Genomic DNA, 25,197 nt, shown 5'->3' with positions numbered 1-25,197 from the left:
TAACTTACAATAAGATCAAAGGCTGGTGCGCAACCGGCCTGTTACTCTACAGCAGGAAATCAAAATGGCAGCATTCGGAACCGTGTTTACCGCTGAAATGATGTTAGCGGAATATAGTAATAATCAGTGGAGTGAGCCGGCACTGGTGCCGGTAAACAGTATCAGCCTGCACCCCGGTGCCCATGTGCTGCATTATGCCAGTACCTGTTTTGAAGGCTTGAAAGCCTTTCGTCATAGCGATGGCAGCATCCATATTTTCCGGATGGACAAAAACGTCGCCCGCTTGCAGCAAAGCAGTGAACTGCTGGCGCTGCCACAGGTTGATGCTGCTATGCTGCGGCAGATGATTCTGGATATTGTTAAGCGTTATGCTGCTGACGTACCTAATCCACCTGGCTCTATGTATATCCGGCCAACCCATATCGGTACCGAAGCCTCTATTGGTAAGGCCGCGGCGCCCAGCCTGAGTTCGCTGCTGTATGTACTGTTATCGCCGGTTGGCGACTACTTTGCCGGTGGTGCTAAGCCACTGCGCTTATTGCTGGAAGACAATGCCCGTTGTGCGCCCCATATGGGGATGGTGAAAAGTGGTGGTAACTACGCCAGTGCGCTGCAGCCGATTATGAAGGCGCGTGCCGCAGTACAGGCCGATCAGGTGCTGTTCTGCCCGAATGGCGATGTGCAGGAAACCGGTGCAGCCAACTTCCTGCTGATCGATGGCAACGAAATTATTACCAAGGCGCTGGATGCCAGTTTCCTGCACGGCGTCACCCGCGATTCGATCCTGACGCTGGCGCGTGATCGGGGTATGAAGGTCTCTGAGCGCGAACTGACGGTCGATGAGCTGTTAGAGCGTGCCGTGAAGCCGGGCGCCGAAGCGGCCTTATCCGGCACGGCGGCAGTATTAACACCGGTCGGCACTTTAATTCATAACGGCCATGACTATGCTGTAGGTGGTGGCGTGGCCGGTACCACCACCGCCAGTTTACGTCAGGCGCTGAACGATATTCAGTGGGGCAAGGCTGCCGATACGCACGGCTGGTTAACCAAAGTTTGCTAAGTTTCTTCAGCCTTGCCAGCGCCAAAGTCCGGCACGGCAGGTTGAGTGATAGCAAGTAAGAAAGGCCGCTAAGCGGCCTTTCGGTTTTATGACAGCAGATGCGTTCTAGTCGGCTTGGCTGCTTTGCTGATACAGTGAAATAACCCGGGTTTTACTGATCTTATGCCGGTAGATCTCCCGCAGGTATTTAATGGCTTTCTTTACGCTGTCGCGTGATAAGCGGATATCGTTAATTGAAACAAACTTATCTTTGTTATTAATCAGCTCACGGTACTTTTTCTCATACATCGGTTTAATTGCATACCAGTTGGTATCCAGGATCTTGGCCGGGTTTTCAAACTCGTGCAGCATGCTATCAAGCAGACCTTCATCAAACTGCTCACTGCGGATAAAGTCGAGCATGGCTTCATCAAGCTTTTCATCGAAGCGATAGTTATCTACCGCGAAGCAGCGTTTGATATAGGCGGCAATCAGAGTTAAAAAATCATCACTTAAGCAGGGGCTCTTCACTATTAGCGTGGTTAGCGAGATATTGGCTGAGGCACCAATAACCAGCGCATAGCGTTTTAGCGTGGTATTCGGGAATAAACTGTTCAGATGAGACTTTAGTTTGTTTAAATCCATATAGGACAGTTTGTAGTCCTTGGGTAAGGACACAATGGACACTACCGAGGAGCAGTTATTAAAAAAGTGCAGATCTTTTATATCGCTGGCGTTGTAGCCGTTAGCCTTATATTTGGCCAGGATTTCACGGTAGCGGGTCGATTCGATCGGTAGCAGGCTGATCCCCTCAATGGCCTGGGTGATCTTATTAAAATGCGGCAGATCAATAGAGCGGAAGAATAAGTCATCAATATCCAGGCCCGGGGTGGCTTGCTTCTCAAACAGCTTCAGTTTCTCGGTGGCGCTGAGATCACCCGGCATCACCGACTCCGCATAGGCCACTGCCACCGGCCCGGCCAGACTCATAAAGAGGTCATTGGCATCCAGCCGGATGGTTTCGCCAATATCAATACCGGCGCGGCGGAAATAGTTTTCATCATAATCAGTGGTGACCGCCTGCGCCGTCAGAATATTAAAGATCTGCTGCGAGATATATTGGTTGGCGTACTTCTCCATAGTACTGACATCAATATGCTGGATGTCGCCGTCATCTGTTTCTTCAGCATAGCGCATAATGTCATTTGAAATCAGCATCATAGCATTCCATGGCCGGATGCGGTGCATGGCACTGGCGTCGCTCTTTTCGTCCTGATCAAAGTTGTAGGAAAAGTCCCATTCTTCCGCCAGATATTTACACAGCAAGCGCCCGGCATTGATATGCAGGGCTTCGGACATTTCGACACCATGATCGGAGATATTCGGCAGAATACAGATGCCACTGGTAAAGATCGGTTCAAATACAAAGGAGTGGCCGCGGTTCTCTTCATTTTCCGGCAGGGAGCGGGTGTCGAAGGTTTTACTCATATAGGCATATTGCTGGGCCAGACCAAATTCTGATGCCATACCCGAACCGGTACCACCGCCGGCGCTGAAAATATAAAAATACAGCCGCGATTGGTTGGCCTTAATGCCGCAGGAGTCGATCAGGTAAGAGTGAATAAATTTCCAGTCGGCATTGGAAAAACGCTGGGTATCTTTGTTCAGGATAATCTTAGCCAGATACTGACCGAGGATCGGCGCATTACCGGCGCCACCGGCATGCACCTCAGACAGATCCATAATTTTCATCTTGGTATAATCGCGTAAAAAACCACTGGTTTCGGCGCGGTTGGAAAAGCGGATCCGCCCTTCAATATCTTTATCCAGATCTCCCAGCATCACCAAAGGCTCAATCAAAAATACCGGTTTCAAAATATTGGAGTTTTTAAAATGCAGGCTGCGCTTGATCCAGCGCATCGGCCGGATCTCCTGCTCGCGGGTTTGTTTTTCCTGGCTGTTAAATTCGTGCAGATAGAAATTGCGCGCGTTGTAAACCAGGGAAGCGACATCCAACGCGATATTAGAGCCACAACGGCCCAGACCAATTAAGCACACTGATGGAAAGTGCGGTTGCTTTTGCGCGTTAAGCTCATGCTCTGCGGTACTGCCGGGAAAAACCGTTTGGCGTAAACCATCGAGGTTACTCAAAATGCGGTTCAGATCCCGCTCAGTAAAATACATATAGCGTTCATTACCAACACGGGCAGGTTTGTTACTGACTGCGGGGCGCACGGCAATAATTTCATCTTCGAGGGGTTCTACGGTAGGCGTCGTGCTGGGTCTTTTGGTGGCCATAAAAGGTTTCCTGATAACAGAACATTATTCTAAGTGTCTGTTATAAAAGTAGACGATTTATAAGCGAATACAAAATTAGCGCCGTTTTTATGTCAGCAGAACGACAAAGTGCGGTGATGTATCAAAGGGTGTTGCGGCTAACACCAGGTGGCCGGAAAACAGGTCCCGCTGGCAGCTGGCGCGGGATAGGAGTCAGCTGCCGCTGGGGTAATTCAGGTTAGTCCTGAATAATCAGTGGTTTAATCAGTTGAAACAACTCGCGATAGGATTTGGGCGGCTGCTGCTTTTCCTGCTCTTTCTTGGTATTGCGGATCAGCTGGCGCAGCTGCTGTACGTCAACGTCCGGATACTCGGCAATAAAGTCGGTTACAGCATCGGCTTCGGCCAGCAGACGATCGCGCCAGGTTTCGACCTTATGAAACTGCCGCGTTGCTGCCTGGTTGGTGTTGCGGATAATCGCCAGTGCCTGTTCAATCGGCTCCAGTTCATCTTCACGTTCACGCATCAGACGGCCAATAAACTGCATATGCCGCCGTAAGGCTTCGCGTTTATTCGCCAGCTTATCGGCCAACTCCAGTGCGTCTTTTAATTCCTCATCCAGCGGGAGCTTGGCGCGGGCCGCTGGGCTTAATGCCACCAGCTCAGCGCCTAGGGCCTGCAGCGCGTGCATCTCGCGCTTAACCTGGCTTTTACTGATATGCTCCGGTTGTTCCAGCCATTTGCTGTCACCGTATTTAAATTCTGTATCTGTCATGCTGTGGCTTCTATATCACTTGTCTACAACTAGTATATCACTAAAGCTGCAGACATGGGCAGCAGCCCTCAGCGGACTATGATAAGCTAGGCAGATAACGTGAGAAGGTTCGAATAAGATGCAGCAAACCGCTATTCAGCAAGAAATCGCCGAAGTAAAAGAAGCCGTTAGCCAGGTGCTGGCGCATGCGAAAAAACTGGGGGCCAGCAGCGCTGAAGCCTCAATGAGCCGCACCCGGGGCCTGAGTGTCGAAACCCGCCATGGTGAGGTGGAGACCGTTGAATTTAATCAGGACGGTGGCCTGGGCATCAGTTTATATTTCGGGCAGCGTAAAGGCTCGGCCTCTACTGCGGATCTAAGCCCGCAGGCATTAAAACGCACAGTAGAAGCGGCGGCTGATATTGCCCGCTATACCTCTGAAGATCCGCATGCCGGCGTGGCTGAAGCCAGCTGGCTGGAGTTTAACCCGCCGGAACTGGATCTATATTACCCGGATAGCATCAGCACCGAACAGGCCATAGTGCTGTGTGCGGCGGCAGAAGAAGCGGCCTTTGCCGAAGATAGCCGGATCACCAACTCAGAAGGCGCCTCGTTTTCAACCCATCAGGGCCTGAAAGTCTATGGTAACAGTCATGGCCAGCTGGTGGGCTATCCCAGCTCCCGCCACAGCTTTAGTTGTGTGGTAATTGGCGAAGCCGGCGACGATATGCAGCGCGACTACAGCTATACCGTAGCCCGTCGTTATGCCGATTTGCTGGACCCGCGTCAGGTGGGCCGTGAAGCGGCACGGGAAACTGTCGCCAGGCTGCAACCGCGGAAAGTCCCAACCCAGAAAGTACCGGTATTGTTCCGCGCCGATATAGCCAGCTCGTTGTTTGGTCACCTGGTATCGGCGATCAGTGGCGGCAGTATCTACCGCAAGTCCAGTTTTTTACTGGACAAAGTGGGCCAGCAAATTATGGCGCCGGGTCTGACGATTCTGGAAAAACCGCATTTAAACCAGGCGCTGGCCTCCAGCCCCTTTGACAGCGAGGGGGTAAAAACCCGCGATCTGGCGGTGATTGAGCAGGGCATATTGACCACCTATCTGACCACCAGTTATTCGGCGCGCAAACTGGGCATGGCCAGTACCGGCCATGCCGGTGGTATTCACAACTGGCTGGTGCAACATGGCAACGAGGATCTGTTGGCCCTGTGCCGGCAAATGGGTAAAGGCCTGCTGGTAACCGAGCTGATGGGGCAGGGCGTGAATACCGTCACCGGCGATTATTCACGGGGCGCCAGTGGCTTCTGGGTTGAACATGGTGAAATCCAGTTCCCGGTCGCCGAAGTGACCATTGCCGGTAACCTGAAGGATATTTTTATGAATATCGTGGCGGTAGGTAACGACGTGGATCGCCGTGGTGGCGTGCACACCGGTTCAGTGCTGGTCAGTCAGATGCAGCTGGCCGGCGATTAACGGCTAAGCTTACAGCCAATAAAAAAAGCCTCAGTTGAGGCTTTTTTTATTGTGCTAAACCGCAGCGCAATGCTGCGGTTTAGGCGGGATATTAATCAATCTTGGTTTTCAGGCCGCGACGGATTAACAGCGCATCGGTAGTAGGTTCCTGACCACGGAAGGCTTTGTAAGACTCCATAGTTGGCCGTGAGTTACCCACCGCCAGAATGTTCTTGCGGTAGTGATCACCGTTCTCACGGGTCAGACCGCCATTTTTCTGCACATGGGCAAAGGCGTCAGCGGCCAGGATCTCACTCCACATATAGGCATAGTAACCGGCTGAGTAGCCGCCACCCATAGAGTGTGAGAAAAAGTTAGTTTTATAGCGCGGCGGTACTGCGTTCAGATCCACACCATGCTTTTTCAGCGAAGCCGCTTCAAAGACTTTTGGATCCTGCAGCGGGGCATCGGCGCTCAGCGTATGCCAGTCCATATCCAACAGGGCCGCAGAGATATACTCCAGCGTATCGAAACCCTGGTTAAAGCTGCGTGACCGCATAACTTTATCCAGCAGATCGGCCGGAATGGCTTCGCCAGTCTGGTAGTGCTTGGCATAGTTAGCCAGAATTTCCGGATGTTGCGCCCAATCTTCTTCGAAGGTTGACGGGAATTCAACGAAATCGCGTGATACGGCGGTCATTGCCAGCGTTGGGTACTTCACGTTAGAGAAGATACCATGCACACCGTGGCCCAGTTCGTGGAAAATGGTGGTAGTGTGGTCATAGCTGATCAGTGTGGGTTCACCCTCTGGCGCTTTCGGGATATTCATCACGTTTACCACAACCGGCTTCTGACCTGTCAGATGTGATTGACCAACGAAAGAACTCATCCAGGCACCGCCACGCTTGCCTTCGCGGGCAAAGTAGTCAGCATAGAACAGGGCAATGCTCTTACCGTCGGCGTCAAACACCTCATACACTTCCACATCCGGGTGATAAACCGGCAGATCCGGACGCGGCTCAAAGCGCACACCATAGAAACGGTTCAGGTAGTAGAAAGCACCGTCTTTTAATACGCGGTTAAATTCGAAGTATTTTTTCACTTCGTTTTCGTCCAGATCGTACTTCGCCTGACGTACAAACTCGGCGTAGTATTCCCAGTCCCACGGCTGTACTTCAAAATCACCGCCTTTTTCGCGGATCATCGCCTGAATGGCGGCTTGTTCTTGCTGGGTATTGGCTACTACAGCCGGAACCATAGAACCTAACATGTCATAAACCGCTTGCGGGGTTTGTGCCATATTGGTTTCCAGGGTGTAGGCCGCCCAGTTGTCATAACCTAACAGCTTGGCGCGCTCGGCGCGTAACTGAGCTAAGCGGGCAACGATAGCCGTGTTGTCATTTTCACCTGACTGGGCGCGGTTTGCTGAAGCTTCCCATACGCGCTGGCGCAGTTCGCGGTTATTCAGCGAGGTTAAAATTGGCTGGCGCGTGGTATTGGTGATGTTCAGTAAAAACTTACCGTCATGGCCGCGCTCTTTGGCTGCATTGGCCGCAGCAGTAATTTGTGCCTGTGATAAACCATCCAGCTCTTCAACCGTATCGACGATCACGGCGATATTGCGGGTTTCCGCCAGCAAGTTCTGGCCAAACTTGTTGGTCAGGGTAGAGTGTTCTTCGTTCAGGGCGCGAATAGCGGTTTTTTGCTCTTCGCTCAGCTTGGCACCAGAACGGACAAAACGCTCGTAGTACACTTCAACCAGACGTTTGGATTCAGCATCCAGGCCCAGATCGTTCCGGGCGTTATACACGCTTTCGATTCGGGCGAATAACGCCGGGTTCAGGCTGATATTATCTGAGTGAGCAGCCATACGCGGCGCCAGCTCGCTTTGAATTTTGCGGCGCTCTTCGTTGCTGTCGGTACCGGTCAGGTTATAGAACACCCGTGATACGCGGGTTAACAGCTCACCGCTTTTTTCCATCGCCACAAAGGTATTCTCGAAGGTGGCGGGCTCCGGGTTATTGGCAATGGCTTCAACTTCAGCCATATGCTGCTTCATACCTTCTTCAAAGGCTGGCAGGAAGTGCTCATCTTTAATTTCAGCGAAGTTTGGTGCTTCAAAAGGTAAGGTGCTTTTTTTGAAGAAAGGGTTAGACACTGTTACCTCGGCAACGGCTGGCGCGGCAGCCTGATTAGCTTGTTGAGTGGGGGCTGTATTGTCAGAGCAGGCGCTGAGCGACAGCACTGCACCAATGGCAGTAGCAAGCAGGGTTTTACGCATTTCTTATCTCCGTGGATAGTTCGGCTAGTTATTGTTTTCGGTACCGCAGGGCGGCGGGTTACAATGCTGCAGTATGCCGTAAAAATCGGGGCTGGCACGGCAGTTTGCAACCAAGTGCCAACAAATTAAGACAAAAGCCCCTGCAGTGCAAATTTTTAGCCCGAAAATGCCGATTTTAGCTGCTTGCCAGCGGTAAGCGGATAAAAAAGCGGCTGCCGTTGGCCAGGCGTTGATAGCCAATGTCGCCATGCATTTTGTCGATCAGCTGCTTGCTAATTGCCAGCCCCAAGCCGGTGCCGCTCTGGGCACGGCTACTGGCACTATCGGCCTGGGCAAAGCGCTGAAACAGCATTGGCTCAAAGGCTGCGGGCACCCCTTTGCCGATATCATCCACCTGTAGTTCCACCTGCTGTGCATGCGTTAGCAGGTGCAGGGTAATAGGTGTATCCGGCTCAGCGAATTTCAGGGCATTGGAGAGCAGATTCAGACATACCTGGCGCACCCGGGCTTCGTCGGCCAGCACCGGATAAGTGGCGGCATCGGCTGTGAGTTCGAATTGCCGCTGCTGACTGCTTGCCAGCTGCTGGCTCAGTTGCTGCAGTAACGGTAACAGGTCAAAGGGCAGTATTTTTAACGGGATATTACCGCTGCTGAGTTTTTCAAAATCCAGTAAGTCGTTAACTAACTGATGCAATTGCCGGCAATTGTTTTGCGCAATCTCCAGCATTTTTTGCTGCTGCGTCGATAACGGGCCCAAAGCGCCACCTACCGCCAGGCTCAGGGCGCCATTAATTGAAGTCAGTGGCGTGCGTAGCTCATGGCTGACAGTGGCAACAAAGTCATTCTGCAGCTGCTCGATGCGTTTGCGCTCGGTAATATCCCGCAGTACCAGCAGTTTATAATAGTGTGCCTGTGGCATCGGGGTATGAAACAACAGCAATTCGAAGCTTTGACCATCGGCCCGCAAACCCTGACATTCCAGTTGTTGCTGCTCCGGGTTTGCCTGCTGCATCTGTTGTTCAATTTGCTGCTCAACTTGCTGAGCATTGGCGAGTAAAAAGGTCCATTTCTGCTCCAGTAAGGCGTCGGCTTTGTAGCCAAAGATCCGGCTACAGGCGCTATTAGCGGTTTGGATCCGACCACTGCGATCGACAGTGATAATGCCATCCAGTACATTGTCATAAATACTGCGTAGCCGCTGCTCGCTCTCGGTCAGCGCATCACGGCTGTGGCGTAAACGGTATACTGCGGCCAGCAAGCGGCTGAGCAGATACAAAATACAGAGCGCAGTGGCATATAAGCCAAGCCGCAGCAACGTCAGGCGACTACTGGTAACCGGGGCTTCTTTTACCGCCATTTGCCACTCAGCCCCGCGGATCGCCACATTTAACTGCAAACTACGTGGGTTAAACAGTTGCTGCTCGCCAAAGAAAGCTGGCGTTACTTCGCCTTCTGTCGTTAGGCCGCGTAGCGCAACCTCTATGCCTAACTCTTTGGCACTGTTGGTTAAAAGCTGCCAGATCGGTGCCAAATCAATCACTGTGCTGATAATGCCCCAGTAGCTACCGTCTTCCAGATACAGTGGATAGCGGTAGATAAAGCCACGCCCGCCTTGCACCAGATCCAAAGGGCCGCTTAATAGCGCCCGGCGGCTACTAATCATGCTGGCGATCGCCGGCCATTGCAGTGGTAAGTCGGGGTAATACAGATTAATGGCCTGCTCATTACCGGCCAGCGGATAGACATGCAGAATGCGGTTGCCGGGGGCGATACCGATATTGCGGATATAAGAAGATTGCCTGACCAGACCCGCCAGCAGGATATCCAACTCCTGTGCTTCTAACTGTCCGGATTTGGCCGTGAGGTAACTGGCTAAACTGGCCGTTAGGTACAACGGGATATTCAGTTCTTTTTCCAGCCGGGTTCGCACCTGATCCGCTGCCGCCAGCTGTTGTTGCTGACTCAGTGCACTTAGCCGTGCCTGCTCGTTACGCAGTAACAGCTCGACACCGGCAATCATAGCCAGTGTTAGCAGTACCAACAGTAAGCGTTGCCAGGTATTCAGAGGGGGCAGTGGGGTTTTCATAAGCCGGCGTGTCCTGACCGCAGTAGCAAAGTACAGATTATAGGCAGTTGCACCGATATTCAAATGCCAGGGCGTCTGTTCGCCTAAAAAAGCAACACAGATACAATAGACTTACGCCGCAAGGCTGTCTATAATGCGCGCTCTGGATGCACCCGTAGCTCAGCTGGATAGAGCGCTGCCCTCCGGAGGCAGAGGTCTCAGGTTCGAATCCTGACGGGTGCGCCAAAACAAACAACCGCCATTTGGCGGTTTTTTGTTTTGTGGTACTCGCAGATTTGAACCTTCTTCGACCAAACGGCAGGAAAGCCGTTTGGCACAGCGCGTAGCGCTGCCCTTTGGGCGAGCGCCAGGGATGGCGCGAGTGAATCCTGACGGGTGCGCCAAACGTCAAAACCGCCATAGGGCGGTTTTTTGTTTTGTGGTACTCGCAGATTTGAACCTTCTTCGACACCAATTTGCCTGGAGCAAATTGGAACAGCGCAAGCTGGCCCCTCTGGGGCGAGTATCAGGATGATACGAGTAAAACGGCAGGAAAGCCGTTTGGCACAGCGCGTAGCGCTGCCCTTTGGGCGAGCGCCAGGAATGGCGCGAGTGAATCCTGACGGGTGCGCCATATAAATCAAGGTCTTAGCTGAAAAAGCGAGACCTTTTTTTATGTTTGAAAGAAAACGTTATAGCGTATTTACAGTATCTCCAATTGTTTTCATCCCCAGCTTGTGACCCAAGTTAAGCAGCCATTACACTACAGCACTTACTACTATTACTTGGTGTCAGATGACGGACTTTATTGTTGATAACAGCAGCGACTTTGCCGAGCAGGCCAAACAAAAAATTGCCGAGTTTAATGCTCAGCATTGGGATGCCAGCCAACGTCAGGCTTTAGGTTTAAAGCAGCTTAATGCGCGTGGCGAAGTGGTGGCGATGCTGGCCGGGCGCACCTTTGGCAACTGGTTTTATCTGGAATCCTTCTGGTTGCAGGAAAGCGAGCGCGGTAAGGGCCTGGGCAGCGCTATGCTGGCTGAAGCAGAAGCGATTGCCAGACATCGCGGCTGCCGTTTTGTGTTATTAGATACCCTGGAGTTTCAGGCAAAACCCTTTTATCAGCGCCATGGTTATCGGGTGGCGTGGGTGCAGCAGGATTACCCCTTTGCCGGCGGCGCCAAGTATTTTATGACCAAGATCTTGTGAAATTGGTACCGCACTTGGCGTTATAAATCCCGGTACTTACTATGCACTATTACTCTCTTCTGCGGGCTTAGTACCAGTGTCGCTGCTACGGCATAGAGACTACCTTGTGGATTGTAGCGATCCCCTTGTTCGAATCTGAATATCACCTGCCAGGTTTTGCGCTCTGCACCGTCATTCTTAAGCGGAACGCCTTCACTATTGGTAACAATAAACCAACTTACCGGTGCCGGCGGCATACGCTGCCCCGGACCTGCATCGTTTTCCCAGGTGCCGCTGCCGTCACTATTGAGTTGCACGCAGCCTGCATTTTTGGAAGGTCCACTCTGACCACCTTCGCACAACAGTTTATCCATAAACTCCGCCGGGAAATCTGCAGTAGGTCCTTTGTGCGCCGTTACTGCGGCACCCCGATATTCCATCGTCTCCAACTGGGAGGCCGCTACTGGATGGGCCATAAAACTGAAAGCAAATATCAGTGATGTGAATAAATTGAGAACCGGAATACGTCGAAACACAGAATAACTCCTGTATGAGGTGGGCGAGCTGAACTTGAGCATAGCTCAGGATTGGATAATCGCCAGCGCGGGCTCGCCAATTACCGGAATAAGCTTGTATTGTTTGAAGCTATGATTAAGAAAATAAAACCTCATACCATTAAGCCCCGGCCGTGCTATTAAAATAATCAATACAGTGTTTATAAAATGCCTGTACCAGCCTTGGCATTGGGGCATAGGCGGAATAGATAAACCCATACTGATGCTCAATTACCGGCTCCAGTGGAATCAGTAAGATCTGGTCATCGGTATATTGCTGAGCCAGTACCTGATTCAGGATGGCGACACCCAGGCCACGTTTTACATAGGCACAAGCTGTTGCCACACTATGGGTTTCCAGCCGGATCTGCGGTTGTACCTGAGCGGCTTTAAACATTAGATCGATCTTTTGCCGCGTTGGCCGACCTTGTCCAAGCATAATCAAAGGGGTGTTAAGCAGCTCATTGACGCCGATCACTGTCTTGCCGGCCAGAGCAAAACTGGCCGGTACCGCACACACCATCGGGCTGCGCAGAATGGGCACACTGATTAAGCCAGGATGGTTTTCCGGTAATTGGATAAAGCCACAATCAATAGAGCGCTGCGCCACCAAATCTCTGGCAACTTGCGGATTATGCGAGTCAATGCTGACCGATACCCGCGGATACTTCTCAATAAAGCTGGCGACGGCATTCACCAAAGGGCCGGAATTAAAGCTTGCCGGTGCAACTACGGTTAGAGAGCCGGTTTCTGTTTTATGAAGATTACGGGCCAGCTCCAGAAAACGCGCGCTATTGCTAAGTAACAGATCGATTTCCGGGGTTAAGTGTTTCGCTTCTTCAGTGGCAATCAGCCGGCTGTGCTCACGGTAAAACAACTGAAAACCAACCAATTCTTCCAGGCTAGCCAGTAACCGGCTGATCCCAGGTTGGGTCAGGCCAAGTTGTTTAGCTGCAGCGGTAGCAGAGCCGGTTTGCATAATGGCCTGAAATGCCTGCAGGCTTCGCAGATTCAAATGCGCTATTTGCATGACGTTTTGTTATGGGTTGATAACAGTAAATCATAATATTGCATAGCTTTGGCGGCTTTGCTAGCTTTTTGGTTAAACAATAACCCATACATAAAAAGCAACGGGGATAACTATGCAGCACAAACCGCTTTACCCAATCTCAGTGCTCAGTTTGGCGATCAGTACCGCCTTGCTGATGAACAGTGCACACCTCAGGGCGCAGGATGCGGCAGCGACTGAACAGGCGCAGCAAAAAGCCGTAGAAGTGATCTCGGTAACCGGCTCGCGAATTTTACGCCGTGGCGAAACCGAAGGTAGCCCGATCCAAACTATTGAACGCTCAGAGATGGATATCAAAGGCGCGATGTCGATCGGCGAGATCCTGCAGCAGTTGCCAAGTGTCGGTGCCAGTTTAAATGACAATGGTTCAGCGGGTACCAGCCACGGTACGGCCAGTATCAACCTTAGAAATCTTGGTGAAAACCGCTCCTTAATTCTGGTAAACGGTAACCGCTGGGTTAATGGCGCCGGTAGTCGGGGGTTCAGAGATTTTGTCGACTTAAACACCATCCCCTATGCCATTATCGAGCGGGTTGAGGTGCTGCAGGACGGTGCCACGGCTATTTATGGCGCCGATGCTATTGCCGGCGTGGTGAATATTCATACCGTGAAAGACTATGACGGCGCCCAGCTTAAAGCCTATGCCGGACAAACATCGAAGCAGGATCGTGAAACCGTTAATCTTGATCTGAAACTCGGCCGTGATTGGGGCAGGCATAACCTGTTTTTTGCCGCCAGTTATTCTGATCAAAAGCCGATCCTGACTCAGGACCGGGCCCTGACGGCTATTCCGTTAAATGGCTTATCACTGGGTACTGCCGAAGGGCTATTTCGGGAAGCTAACCTGGCACAGGTACTGAATTTCCCGATCCCTGCGCAGGGCATTACCCGTGCGCCGGGCTCAGATGGTAATAATCTGGCAAGCTGGCGCCCGGCAACCACCAATGATCGGTTTAACCGTTACCACGATAACTACGTGGTTGGGCCAAATGAGCGCTTAAGCCTGTATGGACAGGCACTGTTCCAGTTACCCGATACTGCGGTATTTCAGGATACCCGGTTGCGGGTCGAGCTGTTACATAACAAACGTGAGTCTGACCAACAGTTTTCAGCGGTTATTCCTACGGTAACAGGTGCCCGTGGCTTTGTGATTGTTAATGATCCCAGAGTGAACCCTTTTGGTGTCGAATTCTCCGGTAATGATTTCTCGCTGAATAACTTCTTTGTTGATAACGGCTTGCGCCGTAACATTCAGGAAGTCAAAACCAGCCGCGCCGGACTGGGAATTGAAGGCTTTTTACCGGGTGACTGGCGCTGGGATATGTTTGCCTCGGTGGCAAAGAACGAGGGCACCTTTACGTCCGCTAACCAGTTACATCTGGATAAACTGGCGTTGGGCATGCGGGCCTGCGGTACGGCCGGTTTAACCGCGAATGTCAGCGATTTATTGGTTGGCTGTGTACCGGTAAATATGTTTAACCCTCTTACCGCTGATATGGTGCGATACATTAATTTCACGGGTGACGATCGTAACCAAACTCAGCAGCAACACCTGCGCTTTAACCTGACCAATGCTGTGGCCGAGCTACCGGCCGGCGATCTGTTGCTGGCTGCCGGTGCGGAATACCGCAAAGAAAAGGGTACCGACACTCCGGATAGCGTCATTAATGCGGCACCGCGCGTGAATCGTTATCAAACCACCTCCTCAGCGCCACGCACCGGCACCGTCGGTGAGTATGATTTATCCGAGGCCTATCTGGAGCTGAATATTCCCCTGTTGGCGGCACAACCACTGGCTGAATATCTGGAACTCAATCTGGCCAGCCGTTACTCCAATTACAGTACCTTTGGTAACACCACTAACAGCAAGGTAGGGTTGCTTTACCGGCCGGTAAGTGATCTGATGTTAAGAGCTACCTGGGCAGAAGGCTTCCGGGCGCCTTCTATTCTGGAGTTGTATGAAGGGGAACGTGCATCTTTTGCTCCGGTCAATGACCCTTGTGCGGCAAACAGCAGTTTGCCTGGTTGTGCCGGTGTGCCCGCCTCTTACACCCAGACTGATGCCAATGTGCCGATCACCATTGGTGGCAATAATCAGCTAACCCCTGAAACATCCGAGAATATTTCAACCGGCTTGGTTTACACCCCCGCCTGGCTGTCAGGATTCAGCCTGACCATGGACTGGTACAATATCAAAATTGATAACACCATCAGCACCTTTGGCACGCAGAACCTGTTAGACCTGTGTGCCTTTACCGGGCGTAACTGTAATGTGATTAGCCGTGCCGGATCGGGGGAGATCCTGAATGTGGTGGATGGGCCGGTTAACCTGAACCGCACTGAGGTGTCGGGTATTGATACCGTAATCCGTTACAACCTGGATACCGCCATCGGCCGCTGGGATTTTAGTACCAGTGTCTCGAAGTTAAATAAGTTTGCTGAATCTTCAACCCTGGCGGACGGCTCTGAGTTAACCACCGACAAAAAAGGCTTTGCCGGAGTACGGGAGGCCTATCCTAAATGGCGCGGTAACTTTACCACCCAATGGCGCAAAGATAATCTGAGCGCGGCCTATAACCTGCGTTATATCGGTGATACCACGGAAACCTTCGCGAATCAGCCAAGAAGTATCGGCTCTATGGTGTATCACAACCTTTCTGCCGGTTATAAATTTGAGCAAGGACTGTCACTACGTGCAGGGATTAATAATCTGTTTGATAAACAGCCTCCAACCTCGCTGGTAAACGTCAATATTAACTTTGATCAGCAAACCTACAATGCGGTGGGCCGTTTCTACTATTTACAGCTGACCTACGACTTTTAACCGCGCCGGGGCACCCAAAGGGTGCCCGGTATTGGATGTATTATGAGAACAGAGTTAACACAAGGCTATAAGTTATTTTTGCCTGCCGGCAACCTTATGCCGCTGATTTTCGACTCGCCGCACAGCGGTATGGAATTTCCGGCCGATTTCCGGTGTTTAGCGTCCGAGGTACAGTTACGTTCAGGCTGGGATGCCTTTGTTGATGAGTTGTGGCAGCCTGCCCATTTGGCAGGAGCGACCCTGATCGCCGCCAGAGCGTCACGGATGTATATTGATCTGAACCGGGCCGTGGATGATATCGATCCTGAGCTGCTTTCCGGTGAATGGCCCGGCGAGTTAAAGCCTACCACTTACAGTAAAAGAGGGATGGGGTTGTTACGCCGCTTTGCTTTACCCGGCGTGCCGATGTACGACCAGAAGCTCGCGGTTAGCGAGGTGCAGCAGCGTATCGCACAGTATTATCTGCCTTATCATCATTGTCTGTCAGAGCAAATTAGCGCCTTACATCAGAAGTTTGGCGCGGTTTGGCATATTGATTGTCACTCGATGAAATCGCAGGGTAACGCCATGAATATCGATCAGGGGCAGGCCAGAGCCGATATCGTGATCGGCGATAAGGACGGGCAATCTGCTGAACCGGGTTTCACCGGCCTGATTGTGCAGTTTTTTCAGGATAGGGGGTATAGTGTCAGTGTAAATTATCCCTATAAAGGGGGCTATTTAACCGAGTGTTTCGCCGCCCCCGCGCAGCAGATCCACAGTGTGCAAATTGAGATCAACCGGGCGCTGTATATGAATGAGCAAACATTCATGAAACATCAGGGCTTTAACAAGCTACAACATGATTTGCAGCAATTGGTGGCCGCAATCCGTACTTATATTACCCAGCGCTTGCCAGCACTGGCCGAGAGGTGAATTAATGTCAGATCAAGCCAAGGTTTCCGCTACGGTTGAGCCTGCTGCCAGTGTCGCTGTAGCGCCGCGTTCCGGGTCAAACCCGATAGTGGTGTTGCTGTTTATTTTACTTATTGCCGCTAGCCTCACCTATTTACTCGATTCGGGGAGCTATCAAAGAACTGATGGTTTGGTGGTAGCGGGTAGTTATCAGGTAATTGAAAAAGACCGTTCTCTGAGTAATCTGTTTGGCTCGGTTACCCAGGCGCCGGCAGGTGAAGCCAGACCTGTGGGGGTAGTTGATGTGCTGCAAGCGATACCCGCAGGTTTGCAGCGGGGAGCCGGACTGATCTTTATGGTACTGATTATTGGCGGTATGTTCGGCATTCTGAATAAATCAGGTGCTGTCGATGCCGGGCTTGAGCGACTAATTAGTGCGGTAAAAGGCAATGTCTACGGCCTGGTGATCTTTCTGATGACCATGTTTGCGCTGGGCAGCACCTTTTTAGGCCTGGCTTCGGAGTATTTGCTGATTATTCCGCTGATGGTTGAGCTGGCACGCCGGCTGGGTATGTCAAATCTGATCGGTTTGGCCATTTTGACCATTGCTGTAAAAGTCGGATATCTATCCTCTATTACCAACCCCTTACCACTGACTATTGCGCAGCCACTCCTCGGTTTACCTATCTTCAGCGGTGCCGGGATGAGAACGTTGTTTTTCGCTGTTTTCTTAGTGTTTGGTATTGCGTATATGCTGTGGGTGATCAAAAAAACCGGGTTTAAAAAACAGCTGGAGATCAGTTTTGACAGCCGAAAACTCAGTGTGCGCCACCTGGTTATGTTATTGATTATGTTGGTTGGGATCGCCGGTTTGGTCTATGCCTCCAATACTTGGCAATGGAAAAATCAGCAGCTGTCTGCCTATTATATCGGTATGAGTATCTTGCTGGCCTGTTGTAGCGGGTTGGGAGCCAGTGGCGCTGCCGATGCCTTTGTCTCAGGGATGAAGAAAATCCTGCTGGCCAGTATCCTGATTGGTGTTGCTTTTGCTATTGCCATCACGCTGGAAAACGGCAAGGTCCTTGATGCGGTAGTGCATGGTCTGGTCAGTATCATCGGAGAGGATAACTCCTATCTGGCTGTGCTGGGGATGTTTGTGTCTCAGTTACTGCTGGATGTGATGATCCCCTCCACCTCTGGTCAGGCGGCGGTCAGTATGCCGATCCTGGGGCCTATAGGTCAGCTTTCCGGCGTGGGAGCACAAACCACAGTGCTGACATTTCTGTTCGGTAATGGCATAACCAATATGATTACCCCAACCTCCGGTACCTTGCTGGCCTATTTGGCTACTGCTCAGGTGAGCTGGACCGACTGGGCTAGATTTATTCTGCCGCTGGTGCTGATTTTTATCGTGTTGGCCTGCCTGATGTTATTTTTTGCGGTATATGTCGGTTTTTAGCGTTTGTCGCATCGCTGGCCAAAGTCGCCATGGGCTTGTCAGCACGGCGATGCTTCATTCCCACACCTTAGTGTTCGCCACGCTAATAAGAGCTTAGGTTTAACAGTGGCTCTGTTTGTTAGCGCACTGATATAGCTGAGGTGTTAGAGGAGAATGGTAAATACGCTGCATTTTGGCAGCGGGCAGGAGCCTATCATGCAGACAATCAAACGTTCATTAATTACACTTGGTGTAGTGTTAGGAGGTAGTTTAGCATTAGTTAATTGTGACCCTGGACCAAATACGCAACCTGGTCCGATTGATTTCACGGTGGCTACAGAAGATGGGGCTGGGGATGATGCAAGAATCACGACAGCGGTTCATACTATGCTGTTGGCAGATGTGGAGTTAAAGCATCTGACGATTGCCGTAGAAACCCGCAAGGGAGACGTAAAGTTGTCAGGCGACGTGGAAACTGAGGCTCAGCGCGAGCATGCAGGCAGGATCGTAGCGGCAACTTCGGGTGTGCACGCAGTGAACAACCAGCTAAAGGTCAAAAATTAACGGTATTTCAGTCAAAATTGCACTAATAACACCAATCCTTAAATGCGAAAAGAAAAGTAACGCTGTTTTTATCCAGCGTTACACTTTCGGGCTGATAAACGTTACGCATTCGAGTGGTTTATCTGGCGTAGTAAGACTCGACTGCGGAGCCCCATGCGGTATCAGCCATATTTGGCCATTTATCTTTGTTAAACCCTGGTGCATTTTTCAGGCGTTCAACATCAATATCCAGAATAAAACGCTTGTTTACCGCATCCAATGATAGTGCGCTCCAGGGAATAGCAAACAAGCGGTCACCCATGCCTAAAAAACCACCGGAAGATAGCACAGCATAACGTATTTTGCCCTGTGCAATATCCAGCATGATGTCGTGAAGCTTGCCAAGTTTCTCTTCCTTCCTATTTACCACATCATCACTGGTGATTGATGACGCACTTAATAGTACCGCTGCACCAGAGCCAAATACTGTAGTCTCGGCTGCACGATTGGGTTGTGTCGTTTCGTAGTTCATTTTTTACCCCTTTTTACGTCGTCATTAATATCAGCTAACACAGCATTGTCTTTAGCTTTTTGTCGCTCAGTTTGGCGTTTCTTGTCGGCATTTTTCTCATGATCTTGCTTGTCGCGATTGGTTTTATCAGAAGTATCGTGGTCTTTGTTTCGCTCGCTTGAAGAACGCTCTTTGGTTTGGTTCCTGTTCATAATGAATGCTCCAATTACAGTGTTCACTGAGGCTCTGCCAACCAGCATGAAGCATGGCAAGGCAGGGTGCAGTGCCTACGATAGTAAAAAGCGTCTTGCGGCTCTGTTCGCTCGCTAACTTATGTCAGGTTATTTTGGTGCTGGCGGTATCTTGTTAAATCGATCTTAATCCAAAAGGGGGTTAGCTCTGTTAGACATGAAACAGCAACATTTATCTAGTTTGTCTGTTTTACGCGCCTTCAGGGTAAAGACGCGCAATGCGGATGGTGAAGTGTTGGCCGGGCTGATCGGGGTGACTACCTTGCCACAAAATTCAGCACCGTCGCATTAATGCAGTAGCGCGGCTGACCATTGGGGCCATCGTTAAATACATGCCCGAGGTGAATGCCGGAGACCGCGGCCAATACCTCGGTTCTTACCATGCCATGGCTATAGTCGGGGCGGGTGGTGACGGCGCCGGCGACCGGCCGGGTAAACGACAGCCAACCGGTACCGGAATTAAAGCGATCTTTGGTATCAAACAGTGCGGCACCGCTTAGCGCATCAACAAAGACCCCATCCGGTGTATTGCGAAATTGCTCATACTGCTGACAAAACGGCCGGTCGGTACCGCTTTGAAACGCCACCCGGTAAGCTTCGCTTTGTTCGCCCAGGCTAAAGTGGCCCAGCACCCGGTAAAAATCGCTGGCAGGCAGATAGCCCTGAATAGCAAACACTTCTTTACCCTGCTCCAGAAAATATAAGGTCGGTGTGGCAACGCTGGGCGTGCTAAGCTGCAGCCCCTGTAACTGAGAAGATTGTCGCAGATGCAGCGGCACTGGTCCCTGATAATGCTTAACTACATCGGCTTTAAACTTATCGCAGTAAGGGCAGTCGGGTGAGTCCAGCATCAGGATCTGCTTACCCTGTAGCAGGGCACTATTGTCCATCGCCAGCTGTGTCGGTGCGCTATCCGGGTTAAAGCGCACGCCAGTGGCATGATCCGGGCAATAGCCATTCGGGTTTTTCGCCAGATAGTCCTGATGAAACGCTTCAGCGGGGAAAAACTCGGGCAAGGGCAGAATTTGCGTTTGAATAGCGCCAAAACCTGCTGCGGTCAGTAACGGCTGGTAGCTTGCGGTTACCGCCCGGGCAACGGCGGCTTGTTGTTCATCCTGATAAAAAATTACCGAGCGGTACTGAGTGCCGACATCATTACCCTGGCGATTACTTTGCGTTGGGTCGTGCATTTCATAAAACTGTTGCAGCAACTGCTGCAGGCTGACCTGCTGCGGCTGAAAGTGAATTTGTACCACTTCGGCATGATTATTGGGGTTAAATTTGTGCCGTTGCCGGGTGATTTCCCGATACAGCGGCCGCACTCCCTTGCCGCCGGCATAGCCGGCTATGACGTCTGTTACGCCCGGCGTGGCTTCAAAGCGTTTCTCAACACCCCAGAAACAACCGGCGCCGACTACCAGCGTGGCAGTTTGCGGCTCAGAGATTGCACTAAAGGCCTTAGTGTCGGCGACGACTGCCACGCTGACACTCAGAGCGACTATCAGTGTCAGGCCCCGCCAGAACCCAAGGTTTATACCAAGCTGCCGATTCATCTTACCCCCCAGATCGCAAATGCCAGCGGCGTGCTGTTGCTTACGTATTAACCGGGCATTGGGACCACCACGTTAAGTGTAGCGGATGCGGGGCGAGAACTGTCGGCTATGTTAAGACTAACTGATCGCTTTCGCCAGCGGAGCGTACTAAACTGCTGGCCAGTTGCGCCACGCTAATATCTAACCAAAAGAAGTCATGCTTATGCGATATGTTATTTTTGCTGCCGCTGCGGGGGCCGTAGTGGCTGCGGCCATTTATGCCGTGAGTTTTAGCGGCCGCGCCCCGGTTAGCGCCCAGGACTTTGTCAATTTACAGCAAGGTTCTCAGCTGCAAGCGGGTTTCCGACGCGCTCATGCCAAGGGCTTTTGTATCAGCGGTGAGTTTCAGTCTTCGGGGGCTTTGGCTGCCTATTCCAGTGCCCAGGTGCTGCAAAGTGGCAGTTATCCTTTTATTGGCCGCATCTCGATTGCCGGTAATAATCCATCTGCCCCCGATCTGAAAGCACCGGTCCGCAGTCTGGCGCTAACTATTCTGCCCGATAGCCCGCAGCAGTGGCGCACGGCAATGAATACGCCGCCGGTATTAGCGGTCGCGACCCCCGAGAAGTTTTATCAGCAGCTGTTAGCCATTCAAAACAGCACAGTGCCGGAGTTTTTTGCCGCCCACCCGGAAGCCCAAAACTTTATTAACTGGCGTAATAGCTATCAGCCCAGCCAGAGCTTTGCTACCGAGCGCTACCACAGTATTAATGCCTTTTATCTGATTAATGCCCAGGGGCAGCAACAAGCGGTGCGCTGGGCGGCACTGCCGCTAACGGATGACGTTGGACAAATTACTGATGCAGAAGCCACAGATGCGCTACAGCAGGAGTTTTTTAGCCGGCTGCAGCAAGGGCCGGTGCGCTTTGATTTACAGTTTACCCTGGCCACCGCCAACGACAATCCGGCGGATGCCACTATTCCCTGGCCAGAAACTAACCCGCAACTAAGCGCCGGTACTATCGTCATTGAGCAAGCCAGTTTGCAGGACGCTGGCGCCTGTAATGCGATTAACTTCGATCCCTTGGTACTGCCGGCGGGTTTTGCGCCTTCAGACGATCCGATTTTACGCGCCCGAGCCGCAGCCTATGCCGAATCGCACCGCCGCCGTGCCCGCGAAGTGTTAATGCAGCAAGTTACTGGAGGTGCCAATGAATAAGCCAATAGTTTATCCCCTGGCGATGCGGGTAATGCATTGGTTAATGGCGGCTTTAGTGCTGAGCCTGGTGTTCGCCGGTTTAACCATGGTTAAGTCGCTGGGCCCCTGGCAGCAGCAATTGCTGGCCTGGCATAAAGCCATGGGCTTACTGGCCATGTTGGCGATATTAGTGCGACTTTATCTCCGCTTGCGTAGTGACACACCAAAGTTGCCAGATAGTGTGCCGAAAATGCAGCAAATTGCAGCGAAACTCACGCAGCTTGGCTTTTATATATTGTTAGTTGTGATGCCGTTGTCCGGTTATTTAATGCAAAATGCCGCTGGTCGCCCGCTGGAGCTGTTTGGATTGCCGCTGCCATCCTTGCTCAATACCGATTTAGCGCTCTATGGCCTGTTTCGCGAGATTCATGGCTGGGCGGCGCTGTTGTTAGTGCTGCTGCTTGTGGTGCACATTATTGCCGCGCTCTATCACGGCCTGATCAAGCGGGATGGGGTGTTTAGCAGTATGCTGCGCCGTTAAGTTGTCGCGCTGCAGCAGCAGGGATGACAGTTATCATTGTCTGGCTAAAGCAGCGCACAAGACGTTTGTCTTGAACAGTATCTCAGATTTAAGATTATGAAAAATAAGCAATAGATATAGAATTGACTCAATAACGGGGTGCAATAGAGTTGGAAAGATAGCGCTGAACAGGTTTTTTACGCAGTCTTGCTGCAGGTAGTGTTACAACCTTAGCAGGAGAAAGCAGTGTTTGTGCGTTCTATCTTAGTCATGTGCAGTTTTACCATACTGTGCGCCGGAATTTATTTTGGTGCTATCAAGGCTGTCACTTCGCCGCCGCAACCGCTGCCCTCAGAAGCTGAGAGACAGCTACTCACACTCCATGATGGCCCTTATGCCTGGTTTTTGCCACAGCAACAGCTGTTAGTGAACTGGGTCTGTCATGGCCAGGTGCAGCAGTTACTGCTTAATCTGCAACAACAACAGGTTATTCCTGCCCGCTGCCAACAGGCACAGGATATTCCTCTGGCTTCCCATCCGATTGCAGCGGCCCCCGAGCTGGATTTCTCAGCTTCTAAGGTCGCCATTATTAGCGATTTACACGGACAGTACGCGTTAACCATTCAGCTATTACAGGCGCAAGGTATTATCGATCGGGATTTAAACTGGCAATTTGGCAGCGGACATCTGGTATTGGCCGGCGACCTGATGGACAGGGGGGAGCAGGTGACTGAGCTATTGTGGCTTTTTTACCGACTAGACCAACAAGCTCAGGCTGCCGGCGGGCGCTTCCATATGCTGTTGGGAAACCATGAAACCATGGTGCTGTATAACGATCTGCGTTATATCCATACTAAATACCGCCAGGTAGAGACTGTGCTGGGTAAAAATTACAGCGAATTGTATGCTGCCGATACTGTTCTCGGGCAATGGCTACGCAGCAAACCTGTGCTGCTAAAACTCAATGATATGCTGATTATGCATGCCGGTGTGCATCCGGATTATCTGGCGCTGGGGCTAAGTATGGCCGAAGTGAACGAGCTATACCGGCAGTCGCTGGGGATTGCCAGAGCAGAGTTAATGGAGCAGCCTGTGTTGGCTTTCTTATATGGCAGGCTGGGGCCAATCTGGTATCGCGGCTATTTTCGGGAAGAAAATGCGATTACGTTAGCTCAGCTTGATGATCTGTTACAGCGCTTTGCCGTCAGGCATATTGTAGTGGGCCACACCTCGATGGACTCTGTTTATCAGCATTATCAGGGCCGCGTTTACTCGGTGGATAGTGACATCAAAAAAGGCAAGAGTGGCAGTTTACTCTTGTGGCTGGATGGCCAGTTCTATCGAGGCTCGCTGGATGGCCGCCGCGATACCGTGCCGGTTTATACACCTGCTCATTTATCTGCACAAGGAAGCGAGTGATGTTGCGTGTTGGATATCGTTGTGCGGTTTTAGGTTTGCTCTGTGCTGTTATTATCCGCTCTGCTTTGGCTGCGGTGAGCATTCCGGTGGTTCATCATGTCAGTCGTGATAGTCAGGGGCTGCACCCGGTAGTGTCAGATGCCGATCTCGACGTGGCTATGCAGCGCTTAAATGCCGCCTATAACGGCATGGGATTATTTTTTTACAGTTATGAGCAGCGTTTTATTGATCGTGACGATTGGCATGCCGGTTGGGAAACCGATAAGTACTGGCCAGATTTGCAGGAGTTGTCAGTTAGTAATGCGTTGAATATATTTCATTTAAATGCTTTGAAAAGTAATGGCAGGGCCAACTTCCCATTTCGGCAGCGTGATTATTTGTTCGTCAAAGCTGCCCGATTGGATCACACCACCCTGATTCACGAGGTTGGCCATTATTTTGGTTTAATTCATACCTTTAGCCGCTCACGCCGCGGCGCCTACTGTTGGAATAGTGCAGATCTGCTGTGCGATACCGCGGAGGATCCCGGTCTGCCAAGGCGGGATTTTGATCCCAAGACCTGCGAGTACCTTGGTCAACAACAGCTAATGGCAATGCCGCCAAGCCGTAACTATATGTCATATGGCCCAGCAAGTTGTCGCGATCACTTTACCCCGGAGCAGAAAGCGCGGATCCAGCATACTTTGATCAATGACCGCTTTTATCTGGGACAACAGATCGGGGAAATTTATCAGCAAAGCTTTGCTACCGTCAGCGATTTTCCGCACCAGGAAAACTTTACTCCCAGGCCCTGGCAAGCCTTTAGCTGGCAGAATGCCGTAGTGGGGGATAGTGCCAACTGGACAGTAGATCCTATTTCATCCCATAGCCGCGTCGGCCCGAAGCAGGCTCAAGTGGGCAGACACTTTGCATTCCTGAATAGTCGGGCCGGTGAAGGTGCCCACGCCGATCTGCTTAGTCCTTGGTATCAGACGACGGAGCTCGGGATGTTACAGCTGTGTTTTCACTATCAAACCGAGGCGGAAGATCACAGCAGCTTAGCGCTATTTAGCCGCACTAACACTGATAGCTGGACACTGTTGTGGCATACCGGGCAGCACAGCAACGGCTGGCAGCAACATTGTCTGACATTGCCACCGGCTGGTGCAGTGCAGTTAAAGTTTAGTGGCACTCTCGGGGACGGTAAAGCAAGCAGTCTGGCACTAGATGCTTTGCGGGTTAGCCTGATGAAGTAGCCAAAAGAGATAAAATAGAGATAGAAGCGTTGTAGAAAAGAGTCGTTATCCATTGTTTTGCAAAGTTTATTGTTAATGATGGACTGGTCAGTTGCCCAGTCGCTGTGACAAGGGTTGCTCAGACAAAGTACATAGCGAAGAGGGCG

Annotated in this window: 20 protein-coding genes and 1 tRNA gene; 12 read left to right on the top strand and 9 right to left on the bottom strand. The window is 51.4% G+C overall.

The window, feature by feature from the left end; genetic code table 11:
* Positions 1 to 58 precede the first annotated feature (58 nt).
* Positions 59 to 1,060, top strand: coding sequence for a branched-chain amino acid aminotransferase (locus H1D31_RS03455; protein WP_261256435.1), 1,002 nt, complete (start codon positions 59 to 61; stop codon positions 1,058 to 1,060).
* 105 nt (positions 1,061 to 1,165) lie between these two features.
* Here the strand turns inward: H1D31_RS03455 and H1D31_RS03450 are convergent, their stop codons facing one another.
* Both H1D31_RS03450 and yjgA read right to left on the bottom strand, forming a co-directional pair.
* Complete coding sequence (locus H1D31_RS03450; RefSeq protein WP_261256090.1) at positions 1,166 to 3,337, bottom strand: hypothetical protein; 2,172 nt, start codon at positions 3,335 to 3,337, stop codon at positions 1,166 to 1,168.
* A 217-nt stretch (positions 3,338 to 3,554) separates the two neighbouring features.
* A complete protein-coding gene (yjgA, locus tag H1D31_RS03445; RefSeq protein ID WP_261256088.1) occupies positions 3,555 to 4,091 on the bottom strand; it encodes a ribosome biogenesis factor YjgA in 537 nt (178 codons plus the stop codon).
* Between the two features lie 118 nt (positions 4,092 to 4,209).
* Between yjgA and pmbA the strand changes: the two genes are divergently transcribed.
* Complete coding sequence (gene pmbA, locus H1D31_RS03440; RefSeq protein ID WP_261256086.1) at positions 4,210 to 5,550, top strand: metalloprotease PmbA; 1,341 nt, start codon at positions 4,210 to 4,212, stop codon at positions 5,548 to 5,550.
* A 91-nt stretch (positions 5,551 to 5,641) separates the two neighbouring features.
* Here pmbA and H1D31_RS03435 read toward each other — a convergent pair whose 3' ends face one another.
* Both H1D31_RS03435 and H1D31_RS03430 read right to left on the bottom strand, forming a co-directional pair.
* Complete coding sequence (locus tag H1D31_RS03435) at positions 5,642 to 7,810, bottom strand: M3 family metallopeptidase (RefSeq protein ID WP_261256084.1); 2,169 nt, start codon at positions 7,808 to 7,810, stop codon at positions 5,642 to 5,644.
* A 175-nt stretch (positions 7,811 to 7,985) separates the two neighbouring features.
* On the bottom strand, positions 7,986 to 9,896 hold the full coding sequence (locus H1D31_RS03430; protein WP_261256081.1) for an ATP-binding protein: 1,911 nt from the start codon (positions 9,894 to 9,896) through the stop codon (positions 7,986 to 7,988).
* 148 nt (positions 9,897 to 10,044) lie between these two features.
* Between H1D31_RS03430 and H1D31_RS03425 the strand changes: the two genes are divergently transcribed.
* Both H1D31_RS03425 and H1D31_RS03420 read left to right on the top strand, forming a co-directional pair.
* Positions 10,045 to 10,121: transfer RNA gene (locus H1D31_RS03425), tRNA-Arg, on the top strand.
* A 549-nt stretch (positions 10,122 to 10,670) separates the two neighbouring features.
* On the top strand, positions 10,671 to 11,084 hold the full coding sequence (locus H1D31_RS03420) for a GNAT family N-acetyltransferase (RefSeq protein ID WP_261256077.1): 414 nt from the start codon (positions 10,671 to 10,673) through the stop codon (positions 11,082 to 11,084).
* Positions 11,085 to 11,104: 20 nt separating this feature from the next.
* On the opposite strand, the gene H1D31_RS03415 is transcribed toward H1D31_RS03420, so the two are convergent.
* Together H1D31_RS03415 and H1D31_RS03410 are read right to left on the bottom strand one after the other, a co-directional pair.
* Positions 11,105 to 11,599: a hypothetical protein gene (locus tag H1D31_RS03415; RefSeq protein ID WP_261256074.1), complete on the bottom strand. Its 495-nt coding sequence runs from the start codon at positions 11,597 to 11,599 to the stop codon at positions 11,105 to 11,107.
* A 139-nt stretch (positions 11,600 to 11,738) separates the two neighbouring features.
* Entirely contained in the window at positions 11,739 to 12,647 is a 909-nt protein-coding gene (locus tag H1D31_RS03410) for a LysR family transcriptional regulator (protein WP_008950860.1), read from the bottom strand.
* Positions 12,648 to 12,759: 112 nt separating this feature from the next.
* On the opposite strand from H1D31_RS03410, the gene H1D31_RS03405 reads away from it, so the two are divergent.
* The 4 genes from H1D31_RS03405 to H1D31_RS03390 all read left to right on the top strand — a co-directional run bounded on the left by H1D31_RS03405 (position 12,760) and on the right by H1D31_RS03390 (position 18,406).
* Positions 12,760 to 15,510 carry a TonB-dependent receptor gene (locus tag H1D31_RS03405; RefSeq protein WP_261256069.1) on the top strand — a complete coding sequence of 917 codons (2,751 nt, stop codon included), beginning with the start codon at positions 12,760 to 12,762 and terminating at the stop codon, positions 15,508 to 15,510.
* 42 nt (positions 15,511 to 15,552) lie between these two features.
* Positions 15,553 to 16,425: an N-formylglutamate amidohydrolase gene (locus tag H1D31_RS03400; RefSeq protein ID WP_261256066.1), complete on the top strand. Its 873-nt coding sequence runs from the start codon at positions 15,553 to 15,555 to the stop codon at positions 16,423 to 16,425.
* A 4-nt stretch (positions 16,426 to 16,429) separates the two neighbouring features.
* Positions 16,430 to 17,863: a YfcC family protein gene (locus H1D31_RS03395; protein ID WP_261256063.1), complete on the top strand. Its 1,434-nt coding sequence runs from the start codon at positions 16,430 to 16,432 to the stop codon at positions 17,861 to 17,863.
* A gap of 195 nt (positions 17,864 to 18,058) precedes the next feature.
* On the top strand, positions 18,059 to 18,406 hold the full coding sequence (locus tag H1D31_RS03390) for a BON domain-containing protein (protein ID WP_261256059.1): 348 nt from the start codon (positions 18,059 to 18,061) through the stop codon (positions 18,404 to 18,406).
* Between the two features lie 118 nt (positions 18,407 to 18,524).
* Here H1D31_RS03390 and H1D31_RS03385 read toward each other — a convergent pair whose 3' ends face one another.
* The 3 genes from H1D31_RS03385 to msrA form a co-directional block, all read right to left on the bottom strand.
* Positions 18,525 to 18,917: a PRC-barrel domain-containing protein gene (locus H1D31_RS03385; RefSeq protein ID WP_261256057.1), complete on the bottom strand. Its 393-nt coding sequence runs from the start codon at positions 18,915 to 18,917 to the stop codon at positions 18,525 to 18,527.
* Positions 18,914 to 19,108 carry a hypothetical protein gene (locus H1D31_RS03380; RefSeq protein ID WP_261256054.1) on the bottom strand — a complete coding sequence of 65 codons (195 nt, stop codon included), beginning with the start codon at positions 19,106 to 19,108 and terminating at the stop codon, positions 18,914 to 18,916. Before H1D31_RS03380 ends, H1D31_RS03385 begins: the two co-directional genes overlap by 4 nt.
* A gap of 296 nt (positions 19,109 to 19,404) precedes the next feature.
* Positions 19,405 to 20,700, bottom strand: a complete 1,296-nt coding sequence (gene msrA / locus H1D31_RS03375; RefSeq protein WP_261256052.1) for a peptide-methionine (S)-S-oxide reductase MsrA — start codon at positions 20,698 to 20,700, stop codon at positions 19,405 to 19,407.
* 202 nt (positions 20,701 to 20,902) lie between these two features.
* Here msrA and H1D31_RS03370 point away from each other — a divergent pair, with 202 nt between their 5' ends.
* The 4 genes from H1D31_RS03370 to H1D31_RS03355 all read left to right on the top strand — a co-directional run bounded on the left by H1D31_RS03370 (position 20,903) and on the right by H1D31_RS03355 (position 25,051).
* The gene (locus H1D31_RS03370) at positions 20,903 to 21,898 is read left to right on the top strand and encodes a catalase family peroxidase (RefSeq protein ID WP_261256050.1); all 996 of its coding nucleotides are present in this window, start codon (positions 20,903 to 20,905) and stop codon (positions 21,896 to 21,898) included.
* Positions 21,891 to 22,418 carry a cytochrome b gene (locus H1D31_RS03365; protein ID WP_261256047.1) on the top strand — a complete coding sequence of 176 codons (528 nt, stop codon included), beginning with the start codon at positions 21,891 to 21,893 and terminating at the stop codon, positions 22,416 to 22,418. The genes H1D31_RS03370 and H1D31_RS03365 overlap by 8 nt, the downstream gene beginning before the upstream one ends.
* A 231-nt stretch (positions 22,419 to 22,649) precedes the next feature.
* A complete protein-coding gene (locus H1D31_RS03360) occupies positions 22,650 to 23,816 on the top strand; it encodes a metallophosphoesterase (RefSeq protein ID WP_261256044.1) in 1,167 nt (388 codons plus the stop codon).
* Positions 23,816 to 25,051 carry a M43 family zinc metalloprotease gene (locus H1D31_RS03355; protein ID WP_261256041.1) on the top strand — a complete coding sequence of 412 codons (1,236 nt, stop codon included), beginning with the start codon at positions 23,816 to 23,818 and terminating at the stop codon, positions 25,049 to 25,051. The genes H1D31_RS03360 and H1D31_RS03355 overlap by 1 nt, the downstream gene beginning before the upstream one ends.
* The last annotated feature ends 146 nt before the right edge of the window (positions 25,052 to 25,197 follow it).

Source organism: Alishewanella sp. BS5-314 (genome assembly GCF_025377695.1).
GTDB lineage: Bacteria > Pseudomonadota > Gammaproteobacteria > Enterobacterales > Alteromonadaceae > Alishewanella > Alishewanella aestuarii.
This window is presented reverse-complemented; position numbering and strand designations above follow the sequence as displayed.

Excerpts from the sequence above, each read along its gene's own strand:
- H1D31_RS03450 (WP_261256090.1), bottom strand. The coding sequence starts at position 3,337 with ATGGCCACCAAAAGACCCAGCACGACGCCTACCGTAGAACCCCTCGAA.
- yjgA (WP_261256088.1), bottom strand. The coding sequence starts at position 4,091 with ATGACAGATACAGAATTTAAATACGGTGACAGCAAATGGCTGGAACAA.
- pmbA (WP_261256086.1), top strand. The coding sequence starts at position 4,210 with ATGCAGCAAACCGCTATTCAGCAAGAAATCGCCGAAGTAAAAGAAGCC.
- H1D31_RS03435 (WP_261256084.1), bottom strand. The coding sequence starts at position 7,810 with ATGCGTAAAACCCTGCTTGCTACTGCCATTGGTGCAGTGCTGTCGCTC.
- H1D31_RS03430 (WP_261256081.1), bottom strand. The coding sequence starts at position 9,896 with ATGAAAACCCCACTGCCCCCTCTGAATACCTGGCAACGCTTACTGTTG.
- H1D31_RS03420 (WP_261256077.1), top strand. The coding sequence starts at position 10,671 with ATGACGGACTTTATTGTTGATAACAGCAGCGACTTTGCCGAGCAGGCC.
- H1D31_RS03410 (WP_008950860.1), bottom strand. The coding sequence starts at position 12,647 with ATGCAAATAGCGCATTTGAATCTGCGAAGCCTGCAGGCATTTCAGGCC.
- H1D31_RS03405 (WP_261256069.1), top strand. The coding sequence starts at position 12,760 with ATGCAGCACAAACCGCTTTACCCAATCTCAGTGCTCAGTTTGGCGATC.
- H1D31_RS03400 (WP_261256066.1), top strand. The coding sequence starts at position 15,553 with ATGAGAACAGAGTTAACACAAGGCTATAAGTTATTTTTGCCTGCCGGC.
- H1D31_RS03395 (WP_261256063.1), top strand. The coding sequence starts at position 16,430 with ATGTCAGATCAAGCCAAGGTTTCCGCTACGGTTGAGCCTGCTGCCAGT.
- H1D31_RS03390 (WP_261256059.1), top strand. The coding sequence starts at position 18,059 with ATGCAGACAATCAAACGTTCATTAATTACACTTGGTGTAGTGTTAGGA.
- H1D31_RS03385 (WP_261256057.1), bottom strand. The coding sequence starts at position 18,917 with ATGAACTACGAAACGACACAACCCAATCGTGCAGCCGAGACTACAGTA.
- H1D31_RS03380 (WP_261256054.1), bottom strand. The coding sequence starts at position 19,108 with ATGAACAGGAACCAAACCAAAGAGCGTTCTTCAAGCGAGCGAAACAAA.
- msrA (WP_261256052.1), bottom strand. The coding sequence starts at position 20,700 with ATGAATCGGCAGCTTGGTATAAACCTTGGGTTCTGGCGGGGCCTGACA.
- H1D31_RS03370 (WP_261256050.1), top strand. The coding sequence starts at position 20,903 with ATGCGATATGTTATTTTTGCTGCCGCTGCGGGGGCCGTAGTGGCTGCG.
- H1D31_RS03365 (WP_261256047.1), top strand. The coding sequence starts at position 21,891 with ATGAATAAGCCAATAGTTTATCCCCTGGCGATGCGGGTAATGCATTGG.
- H1D31_RS03355 (WP_261256041.1), top strand. The coding sequence starts at position 23,816 with ATGTTGCGTGTTGGATATCGTTGTGCGGTTTTAGGTTTGCTCTGTGCT.